Source organism: Methanomassiliicoccales archaeon, assembly GCA_029907465.1.
In the GTDB taxonomy this organism is placed as follows: domain Archaea; phylum Thermoplasmatota; class Thermoplasmata; order Methanomassiliicoccales; family JACIVX01; genus JACIVX01.
Genome location: JARYLV010000019.1, coordinates 14,918 through 28,862, shown reverse-complemented (window position 1 = coordinate 28,862; position 13,945 = coordinate 14,918). Strand labels below are relative to the sequence as shown.

Annotated in this window: 15 protein-coding genes; 9 read left to right on the top strand and 6 right to left on the bottom strand. The window is 48.8% G+C overall.

Annotation, left to right across the window (positions count from 1 at the left end; genetic code table 11):
• Window positions 1-1,405, bottom strand: a 1,405-nt coding sequence (locus tag QHH00_07110) for an ATP-binding protein (GenBank protein MDH7509151.1), incomplete at its 3' end; no start/stop codon positions are given.
• Window positions 1,406-1,650: 245 nt separating this feature from the next.
• On the opposite strand from QHH00_07110, the gene QHH00_07105 reads away from it, so the two are divergent.
• Window positions 1,651-2,502 carry a ribose-phosphate diphosphokinase gene (locus QHH00_07105; protein ID MDH7509150.1) on the top strand — a complete coding sequence of 284 codons (852 nt, stop codon included), beginning with the start codon at window positions 1,651-1,653 and terminating at the stop codon, window positions 2,500-2,502.
• A gap of 99 nt (window positions 2,503-2,601) precedes the next feature.
• Window positions 2,602-3,999, top strand: coding sequence for a proline--tRNA ligase (proS, locus tag QHH00_07100; GenBank protein ID MDH7509149.1), 1,398 nt, complete (start codon window positions 2,602-2,604; stop codon window positions 3,997-3,999).
• Between the two features lie 141 nt (window positions 4,000-4,140).
• Here proS and QHH00_07095 read toward each other — a convergent pair whose 3' ends face one another.
• The gene (locus tag QHH00_07095; GenBank protein MDH7509148.1) at window positions 4,141-4,347 is read right to left on the bottom strand and encodes a hypothetical protein; all 207 of its coding nucleotides are present in this window, start codon (window positions 4,345-4,347) and stop codon (window positions 4,141-4,143) included.
• Window positions 4,348-4,696: 349 nt separating this feature from the next.
• Here QHH00_07095 and QHH00_07090 point away from each other — a divergent pair, with 349 nt between their 5' ends.
• Genes QHH00_07090 through purQ form a run of 6 tightly spaced genes read left to right on the top strand, consistent with a single transcriptional unit; the run spans window position 4,697 to window position 10,087 of the window.
• Window positions 4,697-5,110, top strand: coding sequence for a hypothetical protein (locus QHH00_07090; GenBank protein MDH7509147.1), 414 nt, complete (start codon window positions 4,697-4,699; stop codon window positions 5,108-5,110).
• Window positions 5,111-5,159: 49 nt separating this feature from the next.
• A complete protein-coding gene (locus QHH00_07085; protein MDH7509146.1) occupies window positions 5,160-5,924 on the top strand; it encodes a tRNA (adenine-N1)-methyltransferase in 765 nt (254 codons plus the stop codon).
• 34 nt (window positions 5,925-5,958) lie between these two features.
• Complete coding sequence (locus QHH00_07080) at window positions 5,959-6,606, top strand: NAAT family transporter (protein ID MDH7509145.1); 648 nt, start codon at window positions 5,959-5,961, stop codon at window positions 6,604-6,606.
• A 55-nt stretch (window positions 6,607-6,661) separates the two neighbouring features.
• Window positions 6,662-6,901: a phosphoribosylformylglycinamidine synthase subunit PurS gene (gene purS, locus QHH00_07075; protein MDH7509144.1), complete on the top strand. Its 240-nt coding sequence runs from the start codon at window positions 6,662-6,664 to the stop codon at window positions 6,899-6,901.
• 7 nt (window positions 6,902-6,908) lie between these two features.
• Window positions 6,909-9,239, top strand: a complete 2,331-nt coding sequence (gene purL / locus QHH00_07070) for a phosphoribosylformylglycinamidine synthase subunit PurL (protein ID MDH7509143.1) — start codon at window positions 6,909-6,911, stop codon at window positions 9,237-9,239.
• 11 nt (window positions 9,240-9,250) lie between these two features.
• Window positions 9,251-10,087 (top strand): phosphoribosylformylglycinamidine synthase subunit PurQ, encoded by an 837-nt coding sequence (gene purQ / locus QHH00_07065; protein MDH7509142.1) that lies wholly within the window; start codon window positions 9,251-9,253, stop codon window positions 10,085-10,087.
• A 61-nt stretch (window positions 10,088-10,148) separates the two neighbouring features.
• Here the strand turns inward: purQ and QHH00_07060 are convergent, their stop codons facing one another.
• Window positions 10,149-10,808 (bottom strand): DUF120 domain-containing protein, encoded by a 660-nt coding sequence (locus QHH00_07060; protein MDH7509141.1) that lies wholly within the window; start codon window positions 10,806-10,808, stop codon window positions 10,149-10,151.
• 171 nt (window positions 10,809-10,979) lie between these two features.
• Between QHH00_07060 and QHH00_07055 the strand changes: the two genes are divergently transcribed.
• Window positions 10,980-11,804 carry a DUF2099 family protein gene (locus QHH00_07055; GenBank protein MDH7509140.1) on the top strand — a complete coding sequence of 275 codons (825 nt, stop codon included), beginning with the start codon at window positions 10,980-10,982 and terminating at the stop codon, window positions 11,802-11,804.
• Here QHH00_07055 and QHH00_07050 read toward each other — a convergent pair.
• From QHH00_07050 to QHH00_07040, 3 genes are read right to left on the bottom strand one after another with little or no spacing between them, the layout of a single operon-like run.
• The gene (locus tag QHH00_07050) at window positions 11,801-12,157 is read right to left on the bottom strand and encodes a twitching motility protein PilT (GenBank protein MDH7509139.1); all 357 of its coding nucleotides are present in this window, start codon (window positions 12,155-12,157) and stop codon (window positions 11,801-11,803) included. The genes QHH00_07055 and QHH00_07050 overlap by 4 nt on opposite strands.
• A 10-nt stretch (window positions 12,158-12,167) precedes the next feature.
• Complete coding sequence (locus QHH00_07045) at window positions 12,168-13,403, bottom strand: translation initiation factor IF-2 subunit gamma (GenBank protein MDH7509138.1); 1,236 nt, start codon at window positions 13,401-13,403, stop codon at window positions 12,168-12,170.
• Window positions 13,400-13,795: a 30S ribosomal protein S6e gene (locus tag QHH00_07040; protein ID MDH7509137.1), complete on the bottom strand. Its 396-nt coding sequence runs from the start codon at window positions 13,793-13,795 to the stop codon at window positions 13,400-13,402. Before QHH00_07040 ends, QHH00_07045 begins: the two co-directional genes overlap by 4 nt.
• Between the last annotated feature and the right edge of the window lie 150 nt (window positions 13,796-13,945).

Here is a 13,945-nt window from a genome sequence, read left to right as displayed (position 1 = left end):
GCAACCTCTGGATTTCATCTGCGAGGCCGGCTGTCAACCCCTCCACAGACGCAGCAATGGCCTTCAGATCGTTTGGATTTGTTACCTTGAGAATCATCTGGGTGTTGCACTGGCTTAATACATTCTTATCTATCTTCGCCGCTCGTTGACTAATGATGGTGAGACCAAGGCCGAATTTCCTTCCCTCAGAGGCAATCGTTCTGAAGATCTTGCTCGAAGCTGCAAGGCCTTGTTGCGGGCAATAGTTATGCGCTTCTTCCACGACGAGCATCATCGGCGGTATTTTGCCGACCTTCCTTAATTCGAACAGCGCTGTTGCAATCCTGTTGACAACGAGTTCCTGGATATCTGGTGGCGTGCCCTTGAGGTTAATGATTGTCGTTTTTCCCTTTACGACGATCTCATCGATCCTCGTACCTTTTGCAGCAAAAATGTTGATCTCATCAAGATATTCAAGTTCTGCAATAAGCGCGGCATTTTGCGTCTCTTCATCAGCCTCGAGCACGTGTATAATGTCTTTGAGTGTGTATTCCTTCTTGATACTTCTCACACTGTCGATTGCCTTCCTCAGGGATGTCAGGTATGTTCTGACATTCTTGATGTTTGTTAGGCTGAGCAAATCCCTTGCCTCAAGATTGGCGAGCGTGAATTTCAAAGGAATCGCGTTCTTATTGACATTCGTATCCGTTGCGAATTCGATGATCTTATCCGCATAACCTCGAGGTGTAACCTCGAAATTCCTTGATGTTTTCGGAACCTGGCCCTTTTCCCTCATCGAACCATATTCCCCATGAGGGTCGATGATGAGGACAGTCACATCGTGTTTCATCAACTCCTCAATGAGTGCACCACAGAGGAAGCTCTTACCTCCACCAGTCTTTGCGAGTATGCTGACATGTTTTTGAACCATCGCATTTATGTCTATCTCAACGCGAATATCGTGACCGAGTAACAACCCGATGTATGCGCCGGTATCCGTTCTTTCCTTAAGTCCAATAACATCCTTGATCAAGGTATCTTTGGCCTTATAAACGAGATCGCCAGCCTTGAAAGGTGTGCGCGGGGTTTGGAGGAGCCCCCTTTCATCGCGAAAACCGATGATGTCGACCTTCGCAGAGACTTTCTCCTCGATCGGAACGATCTCTCCCTCTGTGACCATCTTTGCCCTTTCGATGGAGAGGTCGGTCTTCCGCTCCATTTCTGATACAATCCCCAAAACCCAGCCATCTGTTTCGTGTTCAACCTGGACGTACTCCAGCCGCTCCATATTCCCAATCGCGCGGCAATTGAAGGAAGTCGTTCCGACATTGCCGTAGATAACCCCCACACATTCAAGATCAGGATATTTGTTGATCTTGTGAGAAGCGTTGCTCTCCGTCATGTCTACGGCAGAATCGGTTTCCATCGCATCCCATCCACTGTGGATATCATCCGTTCAGGATAAAAATGTTTCCGAAACATATTTACCATCACGGGTTTAAGCCAGCGATTCGAGTTTCTCAAAGAAAAAGGAAGGGAAATCCGAGTATATCATTCTTGGATCTTTTTCTCGGGATCTTCACATTTAAGATGAGATAAGAAAGAGTTCTTGCTCTCCGAAAGCTAGCATACGGATAGATATTAAATGTAAAAAGAATGATTCTCCCATAAATGATCATCATAAGTGGCTCATCATCAAGAAATCTGGCCAATGATCTTGCTTTGCGAGTAGATACTGAACATGTCCCGGCAGTCACGAAGAAATTTCCCGACGGGGAGTGCTACGTTCGGATTGAGAGAGAGACGATCGACGAGGAAGTCGTCATCGTTCAGAATTCGTACCCAAATGACATGCTCGTTGAACTTTTTCTCCTTCAGGATGCAGCTAGAAATCTCGGAGCGAAGAGAATCATCAATGTAATTCCCTACTTCGGATATGCCCGCCAGGACAAGGTCTTTCTCACAGGGGAGGCAATCAGTGCCCGTGTCATGACCAGACATCTCGACCTCGAAGCAGATAAGGTCATCACGGTCGACATTCATACGCCGAAGATCATTGAATGGTTCGGAAGAGCCGAAGCAATCAATGTTCAAGCGGCGGAATGTATCGGAAAATACTTCATCGATGATGGGATCGACCTCGTCCTCGCCCCAGACCAGGGAGCCTCAGGAAGGGCGAGGGCCGTTGCATCCGTTTTGGGTTCAGCGTGGGATCATCTTCTCAAAACAAGATTGAGCGGTACCGAGGTGAGGATAACGCCGAGTAATGTCGATGCCAGAGGAAGAAAAGTGCTCATTGTCGATGATATTATTTCAACAGGAGGTACCATTGAAGCGGCCACGAGAGAGCTGAGGAGACTCGGCGCTGAGGCTGTCTACGTTGCATGCACACATGGACTTTTCATCGGTGGTGCGCTGGAACGGCTGCGGAAGACGTGTGACAGGATCGTGGCTACGAACACGATTGAAGGGGAAGTATCGATGATATCCGTAGCGCCGGCAATCGCCTCAGCCCTCCAGTGAGCCGCATATGAAATCGGATATGAGGGTCTTCCAAATGAGGCTGGAAAATTTTATAGAACGGAGGTCTGATTTCCAATTCCTTTTTCAAGGGGCGGATACATGAAGAAAGAAGAGAACTTCAGCGAATGGTACAACGAAATTGTCGAAAAAGCGAATCTCACAGATAAGAGGTATCCAGTCAAAGGCATGAATGTGTGGACGCCTTATGGGTGGAAGATCATGTCCCTCATTGACTCATTCATCAGGAAAGAATGCGATGAGACTGGACATGAGGAAGTCTACTTTCCGCTACTCATCCCTGAGACAGAATTCAAGAAAGAAAAAGAACATATCAAGGGATTCGATGCGGAAGTATACTGGGTTACCCATGCAGGGACAAATCCCCTTGATGTAAGGCTACTCTTGCGACCAACAAGCGAGACGGCAATGTATCCAATATTCTCGCTCTGGATACGATCGCATACTGACCTCCCCTTGAAAGTCTATCAAATCGTCAACACATTCAGATACGAAACAAAGCAGACGAGGGCATTCATCAGGGTGAGAGAAATTCATTTCTTTGAATCACACACCTGCCATGTTGATGAGGAAGACGCGCAGCGACAGGTGGAGGAGGACTTTGTTATCCTTGAACGAATCGCACGCCGTCTTTGCCTCCCCTATCTGCTGTTGAAGAGGACAGACTGGGACAAATTCCCAGGCGCATACTACACGGTAGGTGTCGATACAGCCTTACCAGACGGGCGCAGCCTGCAGCTCGGCAGCATTCACCATTACAGGGAGAACTTCTCGAGACCGTTCGAGATCAAATACGAAGATCCAGAGGGCAACATGAAATATGTACACCAGACGACCTTCGGGATGAGTGAGCGCCTCGTGGGCGCTGTTGTGGGCGTTCACGGTGATGATCGCGGGCTAATTTTGCCACCGGATATCGCCCCTTTCCAGGTCGTCATTATTCCAATACTTGCGAAAGGAAAGACAGAGGAGATCATGAGAGAGGCAGCAAGGCTGAGGGACGAGCTTGAACAGGCGGGGATCAGAGTGAAACTTGACGACAGAGATGAAAGACCGGGAAGTAAGTTCTATGACTGGGAGATCAAGGGTGTGCCTCTGAGACTTGAGATCGGCGAAAGGGACATTGCACAAAATGTCGTGACATACGTCAGAAGGGACGAGGGCAAACGCGAAACGATCAGACGGACCGAAGTTGTCGACGCCGTTAGGAAAATCCTATCACAGATGGCCGATGATCTCCTCAAGAAAGCTCACGAGAATCTAATGAAGTCGATCGAGACGATCAATTCGGTCGAGAATATACCCAAGAAAATCGTTCGTTTTGGCTGGTGCGGAGCTGAAGATTGTGGGAAGAGATTCGAGGAGATGACGGATCTGAAGCTATTAGGCACACCCTACTACAAGGAAGAGTTCCACGGTCTGTGCATTGTCTGCGGGAAGCCGACTGAAATCGTTGCCTATGCGGCGAGAGCTATGTAGGACCCTTTCATTTATGGATGAATCGCACCGCGTTGAACTGGGCTGCATAGATGACCTGCAACCGCAATCAAAGGACTACGATAGAGATTAAATAGTATATTGAGAAGAAGAGCGGCGAAACATGCCAAAAACAGCTAGGCCTCACTTTCCCTTCAGAGACAGGATAAGCCCGAGTATACCGAAGCCGAACAGTACGATGACAATCGAATAGACACCGATGAATTCCTTTTGAAAAATATTCCAGCTTCCGTAAAGCAATCCCCATGCCCAGTACATCGCGAAGCCGGCAATAATTAGGATTAAAGATAACACAATTTTCAGTTTTCTTGGGAACTGGGATTCGGCCATCGAGTTGCTCAATGCCTTCACCGTATAAAATCCTTTAGTTTGGGGATGAGCTGGACGGCTCGCATGCACGCGACATAAAATGGAACGGATATGCGATATTACATAACCAGATACGTATAGAGCCTATTCTCAATATGGTCTCAAAAAGGACAAAGTAAGGGGGAAATGAGAACATAAGATGGTGACTCTCTATAAAGCTCATTGATGACGATGAAATGAGATGAAGAGTGAACTAATTGCTTTTCCAAGTCATATTACCATAAGGGAATGTAACGATATACACCTGAGAATACCTTCGGGCCAACTAATATTTAAATAATCCGATGGTGATTGTCTTTAGGGTCATGGGATGCCACTCATTGTCTTTGCAATCATACTTATTTGGTTCGCGGTAGGCGCAGTGATTGCTCTTTGGATTTTTAGCGACTCAAGATCGAAATTTGATGAAGTTGCTCTTGACTGGGTTATTGCTGGCTTCTTTCTCAGTATCATAGGAGCATTTCTTTACAAATACGCGTCAAGACAGAGACTGATTCGTGAAGCTAAGTATCCACCAGAACCACGATATGATGCACCAAAGTACGAATTTGAAGAAAAGAAAGCGATCCAACCCGTAGTCTCATCCAAGGACGAAGAGAAGAAAAAAGATGAAGTTAAACATGTGCAGCAAATCGAGGGGATTCCGCGATGCCCACATTGCGGAGCCGCGATTTCTACCCATGATTGGAACTGCCCGGCATGTGGAAAGAAATTACGGTATTGAAAGTGACCTCCAAAATCCTTTTCTTTAACCGGGAGCATCTACAGTTCAAATGCTGAAGGAAGGCGAGACGCTTTACTTACTCGACGATAAAGGTAGACGCCATTGGTTCACTTTGAAAAGGGATATGATTAAGATCGAGGGGCTCGGGGTTCTCGACGGCAATCGGATCATCGGCGCCGAAAATGGCATTTCAGTTGAAATCGCTGGTAGGAGGTTTTTTGTTCTCAGACCAGGAGTCGCCGAGTTAATGGAGTCGATTGAGCGTAACACCCAGGTCATCATCAGTAAGGACGCTGCTTACATCACCCATTTTCTCAACTTAAAATGTGGGGATGTCGTGGTTGAAGCTGGCGTTGGTTCTGGATGCTTAACAATAGCACTCCTGAACGCAGTTCAGCCATTTGGAAAGGTCATTTCATTTGAATTGAGGAAGGAATTTGCTCGAGCAAGGAAGAATGTGATGAGAAGCCAGTTCGTGGAGAATTGGGAGTTGAGGGTCGATGACATAAAGACGGCCAAGATAGATGTCCCCGTCGATGCAGCTGTCCTCGACATCCCAGATCCTTGGGAAGCAGTGGATAATATAACTGGGATGTTGAAAGGCGGAGGAAGATTCTGTGCATATGTTCCCAATGTCAATCAACTGGAAAATACCGTAAAGCGATTGAGCGCTGCGAACTATGTAGAAATCCGCGCATTTGAAAACCTGCAGAGACAGATGGAGGTTCACGAAGGAGGGACGAGGCCCGCCTTTGAAATGCTTGGTCATACTGGATATCTCATTTTTGCACGGAAAGTCCTTCGAAAAGGCTAAGTGTTAACTAATTGGACAAAGATGGGGAAAACACATGAGTTTCGAGTTCGCATTGAGCGCGTTCGCAACTATCTTCGCCATCGTCAATCCAATTGGCAACATCCCGATCTTTGAAGCCGTCACGATGGGATATCCCAGGGAACTGAAGAAAAAGGTCATTAGAAAGATTTGTACGGTTACCACTGGAGTGCTTTTCGTTTTCGCGCTCTTTGGCCAATGGATTTTTTCATTATATGGAATCACGATTCCGGCGTTCAAAATCGCTGGTGGCCTTCTCCTCTTTTCCGTCGCCTTCTCAATGATGCACGGCCAGCGTTCAAGGGCAAAGATTAGTGATGAGGATCAAGAAGAGGCGATGGCAAGGGAAGTTGTCGGAATTGTACCGCTCGGCATTCCAATGTTCGCAGGGCCAGGGGCGATCACGACCGTGATGATATTTGTGTCGGAGGCGATGAAATCAAGCGACATGATCGTGGATATGTTGTCGATTTTCATCTCGATCATTCTGACAGTCATCATCAGCTACCTATTGCTCACATACTCAGAGCCGTTGTTCAGGAGAATGGGTAGAAGCGGTGCGATGGCTTTTTCGAGAATCATGGGCCTACTTCTCGCCGCAGTGGCAGTGAACTTCATCCTCTCTGGCGTCTTCCAGTCTATTAACGATTATTTCGTTGGATAGTTATTTAGTGAACAGGATTAAGTAGGGCACAGAGAATCTACCAAGAGGTGCTCCCATGGTCGTCGTCGATATACGGATAGAGTTGAAGCCTGGTGTCGCTGATCCAGAAGGACAGAACACAAAGAAGGCCCTCGAGCTTTTGGGTTTCAAGAATATCAAGAGTGTACGCTCTGTTAAGCTATTTGAGATCGACCTCGATATGCAAGAAGGGGAGGCGATTGCCACCTGTGAGGAGATGTGCAAGCGCTTACTTGCAAATCCTGTAATTCATAATTATAAAATTGAATTGAAGTGATCAAATTATGCAGCTGGAAAATCTCATTAGAAAGCGACAGTTACCCTTCGAACTATCAGAGATCGACCTATTTTCTGCAACTGATCACGAGCTGGTTGAAATCAGCCGTGCCATGGGGTTGAACCTCAGCCTCGAGGAGATGAAAGAGATCGAGCGATATTTCGCACGTAAGGGCCGACTCCCGACCGACGTCGAGTTGCAGTCGCTCGCTCAGGCTTGGAGTGAACATTGTTGTTACAAGAGCTCGAAGGTCTTTCTGAGGGAGCACATTTTCAACATCGACCATCCAGACGTTATTGCAAAGGGCGATGCGGGAGTTATGGTATTCGATAACGAATATGCCTACGCACTCAGGATCGAAAGCCATAACCATCCGTCAGCTGTCGAACCTTATGGCGGCGCTGCAACTGGCATCGGCGGTATCGTTAGGGATGTCCTCTGTATGGGAGCGCAACCCGTCGCACTCATCGACCCCCTCTTCTTCGGCCCGCTCGATTATGATAGGGAGTTGCCTCCAGGGACAAAACACCCGAAGTATTTGCTAGGGGGGGTCGTTGCGGGGATCAGAGATTACGGCAACCGGATCGGGATACCTACGCTTTGTGGTGCAGTCTTTTTCGACGAGCGTTATATTGGGAACTGTTTAGTTAATGTTGGATGTGTTGGCATCGTGAGGAGGGATCGCGTTCTTCGGAATGCCGTGAAGAACTCGAACGATGTTCTCATCCTTGTCGGCGGAAAAACAGGCAGGGACGGCATACATGGGGTTACCTTTGCCTCCGCGGAACTCGATGAAACTTCGGAAGAGAAATCACGCGGAGCTGTCCAACTGGGTGACCCCATTATGAAAGAGCCGCTGATCCACGCATGCCTCGAAGTCAACGCAAAACAACTCATCTCGGGCATGAAAGACCTCGGCGGTGGCGGCCTTTCATGCGTCGTCGGCGAACTTGCACTTGCAGGCGGATGCGGCGCAGAGGTCGATCTTGATAAAGTGCCCCTGAAGGAAACTGGCTTAGCGCCGTGGGAGATCTGGGTATCAGAATCCCAGGAAAGGATGATGCTCTCCGCTCCAAAAGAAAACGTTGCAAAGATCATTGAGATCTTTGACTTGTGGGACGTGCCCGCGACAGTTATCGGGAGGGTCATCGAGGAAAAAGTCGTACGCCTCTTCTATAACGGGACTAAGGTATTCGAGCTCGATCTCGATTTCTACGCAAAAGGACCTGAATACTGCCGACCGATTCTCGAGAAAAGAAGGGAAATACAGCGGGAGACGGAGTATCCCCCACTGCCGCCGGATCTCAATGAAGTACTCCTGCGGGTCATCGCCGACCCGAACATCGCATCCAAAGAATGGATTATCAGGCAATACGACCACGAGGTACGGAGTTGCACTGTCATCAAACCTCTCCAGGGAAAAATTGGGAAGAGAGGTGCCGGAGACGCCGCAGTCATTAAACCCCTACGCCATTCTAATAGAGGTCTCGCTATTGCCGTCGGCGTGAACCCCTGGTTCACAGCGCTTGATCCTTACCGTGGGGGATTGAGTGCAATTGATGAAATCTGCAGGAATCTGACAGCCGTAGGATCGAGGCCTCACGCAATCACCGACTGCCTGAACTTTGGAAATCCAGAAAAGCCTGAGAGGCTCTGGGAATTCAAGGAGTGTGTGAGGGGAATTGGCGATGCGTTGAGGGGCCTCCAAATCGCGGCACCATCTGGAAACGTGAGCTTTTATAATGAGACGCCCAAGGGTGCTGCGCTCCCGACGCCGACAGTTATGGGAGTGGGTATCGTGGATGATGTGAGGCGCTGCGTGACTGCAGACTTCAAGGAGAAAGGAAACCCTGTCTATGTTGTTGGAAAGACCAAGGAGGAGATGGGAGGGTCAGCGCTCTTCCGGATCTTTGGTGGTCACAGCGGTCTCGTTCCAGATGTAGACCTTAAAATTCTCTCGGAGCGCATGCAGAAGCTTAGATATTGCATTAATGAGAGCATTGTCCGAGCCTGCCACGATGTTTCAGATGGGGGGATCTCCGTGGCGATCGCAGAAATGTGCATCTCAGGGGACATAGGGTTTTTCGGTGACCTCAAGGGAATGGGCGAAGAAAGGGTGATCGTAAAACTCTTTTCAGAATCGAACTCAAGATGGATCGTCGAAGTCGACAAGAATAGAGAGGACACCTGGAAGGAGATCATGGGGGGCGAGGCGATCAAGATCGGTACGGTCGGGGGCAAGGCGATGGTCGTTTCCGATGGCAGTAAGGTAATTGATCTCGATATTGATGTGCTGAGAGAACACTGGTCAGAGCCGCTTTGGCGACTGCTCGGATGAAAGGTGATCTGATGAGAGCCGAAGATGTAAAGGTCTGCATCCTCAGAATCGAAGGGACGAACTGTGAAGATGAAACTTGCGCCGCGTTTCGATTCGTTGGCACATCACCTGAAATCGTACACCTAAAACAGCTGACTGGTCATTGTCCAGCAGACCTAAGAAGGAGACTCGATGACTACCACGTCCTTGTCATCCCTGGCGGATTTTCTGCGGGTGACTATGTGAGAGCAGGGGCAATATTCGCAGCCCGAATGAAAAGTGCCCTCTCAGACGATTTGAAGAGATTCGTGCAGTCCGAAAAACCTATCATTGGCATCTGTAATGGATTCCAGGTGCTCGTTGAACTAGGGATGCTTCCGGCTCTGGATGGGGTAATGAGTGATTCTGCCCAGGCGGCCCTTGCGACGAACGAATCGGGACGGTTTGAGTGTACCCCAACACTTCTAAAAGTCGAGAGCAGAGGAAAGTGTGTTTTCACGAGAAAGATGAGAAAGGGCCAAATCGTCATGTTTCCCTCAGCACATGCAGAGGGCAAATTCATGCTCCCTGCTGAAAGAGCAGAACGCATACTCGACAGGCTCGAAGAGAACGACCAGATTGTATTCAGATATGTTGACGAAAGCGGATCTTATGCTGGCTATCCGTGGAATCCGAACGGTTCGTTAGGAAATATTGCAGGTATATGCAACCCTCTAGGCACGGTTCTAGGTCTGATGCCGCACCCTGAAAGAGCCTTCTTCCGGTATCATCACCCTGACTGGACAAGGAATCGCCTTGCGCCCGAAGGCCCTGGGGATGGGAAGGCAGTGTTTGAGTCAGTCGTCGAATACGTCGCAAAGAAATTTTAGAAAAAATTCGTATGGATTCATCGAAAAGCCAGCATTGAATTCATCTGATGGATCGACCAGCTCAAACGAGTGAAACCCGTACTTCCACTTGATCTCCATCTTTCAAACCCAAAGTTCTGCGGAGATGATACTTGCAGATGATCTCCATGACATCGCTGTAATGGGACCGGCTCGGAATGACAACGGCACAATCGATATTCTGGATCGATGCCTTATGCGCCCTGACATCGCCGAATGTGCGGCCGTTTCTCTCGAATCCCTTAATCAAGATCCCCCCGCTTCTCCTGAGCGCCTCGAGCTTCGGCAGATCCGCCGGGGAAACCCTGAGGTTGAGGGTACCATCATATGGCCTGAACGAAAGTTTCTCCTCGAACTGTTCCATATACCCCGACTGCGTCACATAATACTGCCCCTCACCCATCCCAGTAATGACAGTGCCCCGAATGATGACAAAATCCTTCATTTCGAAAATCCGCTGGTATTCAATATATTCCCTCTTCAATAATTCGATACCCTTATTAGTTAATTTGATCCGCTGTTTCCTCGCGCCGAGATCACGCTGGATTAGACCCTTATCAAGCAGATCGAGGATGCGCTTCGAGGCGGATTGTTGACTCACACCAAGAAGCTCGCCGAGTTCCCTTGATGAGATGGTGATGTAGTCGTGAAGACCACCGAGGAGCGCAATCCTTTTCAACGCAGCAGTGACTTTCTCATCCATCGTATCGACCGCCCGCAAAATCAATCACTTTTTGATGACTTAATGATTCCATAGGTCCATTCTTCGATTCTAGGTTTCGATATTTAATTCTTTCATGCGCCCGGTGAGAAATTATGACGCATAAACTTAATTTATAAGCCATCGATATCTCGCCGTTTAGGGGAAGACGCAATGGACAAGCATGTTATCGAGGCACTAGGTCGGGCAAGAGTTGTTATCGAAAATGGAAAGGTCACAGAGGTCGGCGAACCGATGATCACTTATTGTCCTCTGTTCAAAAAATACAGGGGGATTGAAAGGATCACGAGAGAGAAAGTCCGCGAGAATGTCGAGTTCAGAATCGAGAGCTTTGGCATGTGTACCCCCCAGAGAGAGACCAGGATGAGAGATTTCCTCAGTTTTGGTATCTCCGAGATCATTGCAATGGCCGTCGCCAGGAACCTGCTCGACTGTGCCGTTCTCGTGTGTGATGGCGCTGGGACAGCTGTCATAGATGATCCAGAGATCATACAGGGAATCGGTGGAAGACTTTCTGCGGTCATCGAGACAACGCCATACCCAGAGATCATTAGCGTTCTCGGCGAGAAACGCGTTCTCGATCCAAAGACTGGCAGAATCGATCAGTTTGGTGGTGTGAGCCTCGCTGAGCGCCTTGGATTCCAGAGGATTGGGGTGACGATCGTTTCAGCCGATGAGGCGACGAGAATCAGAAATCGTTACGGGACGAAAGTGGCAATTTTCGCAGTTCACACGACCGGTGTAAGTGAGGATGATGCGGTCGCCTTGTTCGACTCGTGTGATCTCGTGACCGCATGTGCGTCAAAATGGGTGAGGGAGGTCGCAAAGGAAAGGGCGATTTTCTCGGTTGGAAACAAGATCCCCGTTTACGCTGCCACGGAGTTCGGCAAGATGCTCATGGAAGAGCGGTTGAAGATGATTCCTCATAAAAGAAATGAAAGTGAGGCGCCTGACGATACACCAAGACCTCTTGTTTAATCCGCGTAGAAATCAAGGTGATTCTTCGACCGGAGCACTATGACCCTGATTCCACGAGCACTGAGCTTTGAAATGAGATATTTATCGTTAGTCACAACGAAGGCATTGAGCTTTAGAGCGAGTTCGACAATCGCATCGTCTCCTTGCTGGTCTGTTGGATCGATCATGTACTTCCTCGCCAGGTCGAGAGCCGCCTTTGCGTATTTATTTCTCGAACGTTTCAATTCGCCGAGAACGGGTGAGGGTACATGAACCTCGCACTCACCAATGAGGCGCCGCAGTTCGAGGTCTATGTTAAGAGAACACTCAAAAGGCATGAGAAGAGCGTTCGTGTCAAGAACGACTTTTTGCATGGGGTCACGATCACTGTATAATGCCATAACCGATGAGACGCCATTTTCCAGAGATTTTCCGAGAAATCGCGACCCTTTGATTCGGTTCCGCGCAGACGGGGATTTTGAGCGAGACTTCACATGTCGTTTCCCTTGCACTCACTACAATCCCAACGGTTGTTGCTGTGCCGACGCTCAGCATGAGCGGTTCATTCGTTCTTATATTCTCGACCACCAGGTCCTCCGCCGAACCAACAACTCTCTCAAGGAGGTGAGTTGACATCGTGAATTTACTGAGAACAGGTGGGAGTGTTCCAGGCTTGCCAACCATACGGCCTGTGAGCCCGTCTGACTTGGTCAACGAGGGGTCAAGTTTCGTTCCAATAGCAATGAGTCCACCGGGCTTCGCTTTTTCGAGTGGCGTACCACCTGCATGAAGCGAGACAACAGTTGTCGTCAGTGGTTCCCACGAGGTCTTCCCACCACTCCCCTCAATCTTTCTCCCAGGGCTGATCTCGATTTCATCGCCAAGCTCGAGCTGTCCCTGAATCAGGCTCCCGCCGAGTACACCTCCCTTCAGTTCTTCCGGGGATGACCCAGGTATATTGATATCGAACGATCTCGCAACATACATTCTTGCAGGTTTACTCGCATCGAATTTTGGGGTAGGGATGTACTTTTCAATCGTCTCAATGAGTTTATCGATGTTCACATCATGATGTGCTGAGACCGGGATTATTGGTGCGTTCTCGGCGATCGTGCCCTTCACAAAGGATCTGATCTGCCGGTAATTCTCCAGCGCCTCCTCTTTCGTCACGAGATCGATCTTGTTTTGCACAACGATGATTCTGTCAACACCTATGATCGTCAGCGCCATCAGATGCTCCTTTGTCTGAGGCTGGGGACAGCGCTCATTGGCTGCGACAAGAAGCAGAGCACCATTCATCAAGGCAGCTCCAGAAAGCATCGTCGCCATCAGAGTCTCATGACCTGGTGCATCAACAAAAGAGACGGCACGGAGGAACTCCGCCTCGCCCCCGCAGTGTTTGCAGGTCTTATCATTCGTATATGCAGCCGGAGGTTCGCACGAGCGACACTTATAGAATGCTACATCCGCGTATCCAAGTCTGATCGAGATACCGCGTTTGATTTCCTCGGAATGACGGTCTGTCCACTCTCCAGTGAGCGCCTTCGTAAGGGTCGTTTTTCCATGGTCGACATGACCAATCATCCCAATGTTGACCTCGGGCTGCTGCGGTACGATCATTTGGTCTCCTCTTTTTTAATGAGATCCTCAATCGGTTTTGCCCCTTTCGAGGTGATTTTCAGATTGATCTGGACTATTTCGGGCGAAATTGTATTCCCGCGTACTGACTTTCTCTTTCTAACGCCTTTTTCACCAGACTTGAAACCCGTCGATCCACTCGCCAACAAGAGCTTTACTCGTCTTGTGCCTGGGAGATCCTTTCTCATTGGGAAGCCATCCTTATCGCTCCCTCCCGTGATGGTCAACTTATATCCAGGGAGACCGACGAAAATACCATCGATCACCTCACCGATCTTTCTGCCAATAAGGGAGTTCGCATGATGGCCTGAGACCGTCACCTGATACGATTTTCCAGTCTTTGCATCGTTAATGACAGCCTTGAATTCAACCATTCTGAACACCTGTTAGGTATCGCCCTAATGTAGTTCCCGTTAAATAACTTTTGGTGAGTCGGAATGAGCTGGTTAATTCAGGGATATTGTAGAGGTTGGTACGATTGACGGATTATCTAATGAAAGTTTTCCAGGCAAGAACTGATTGGG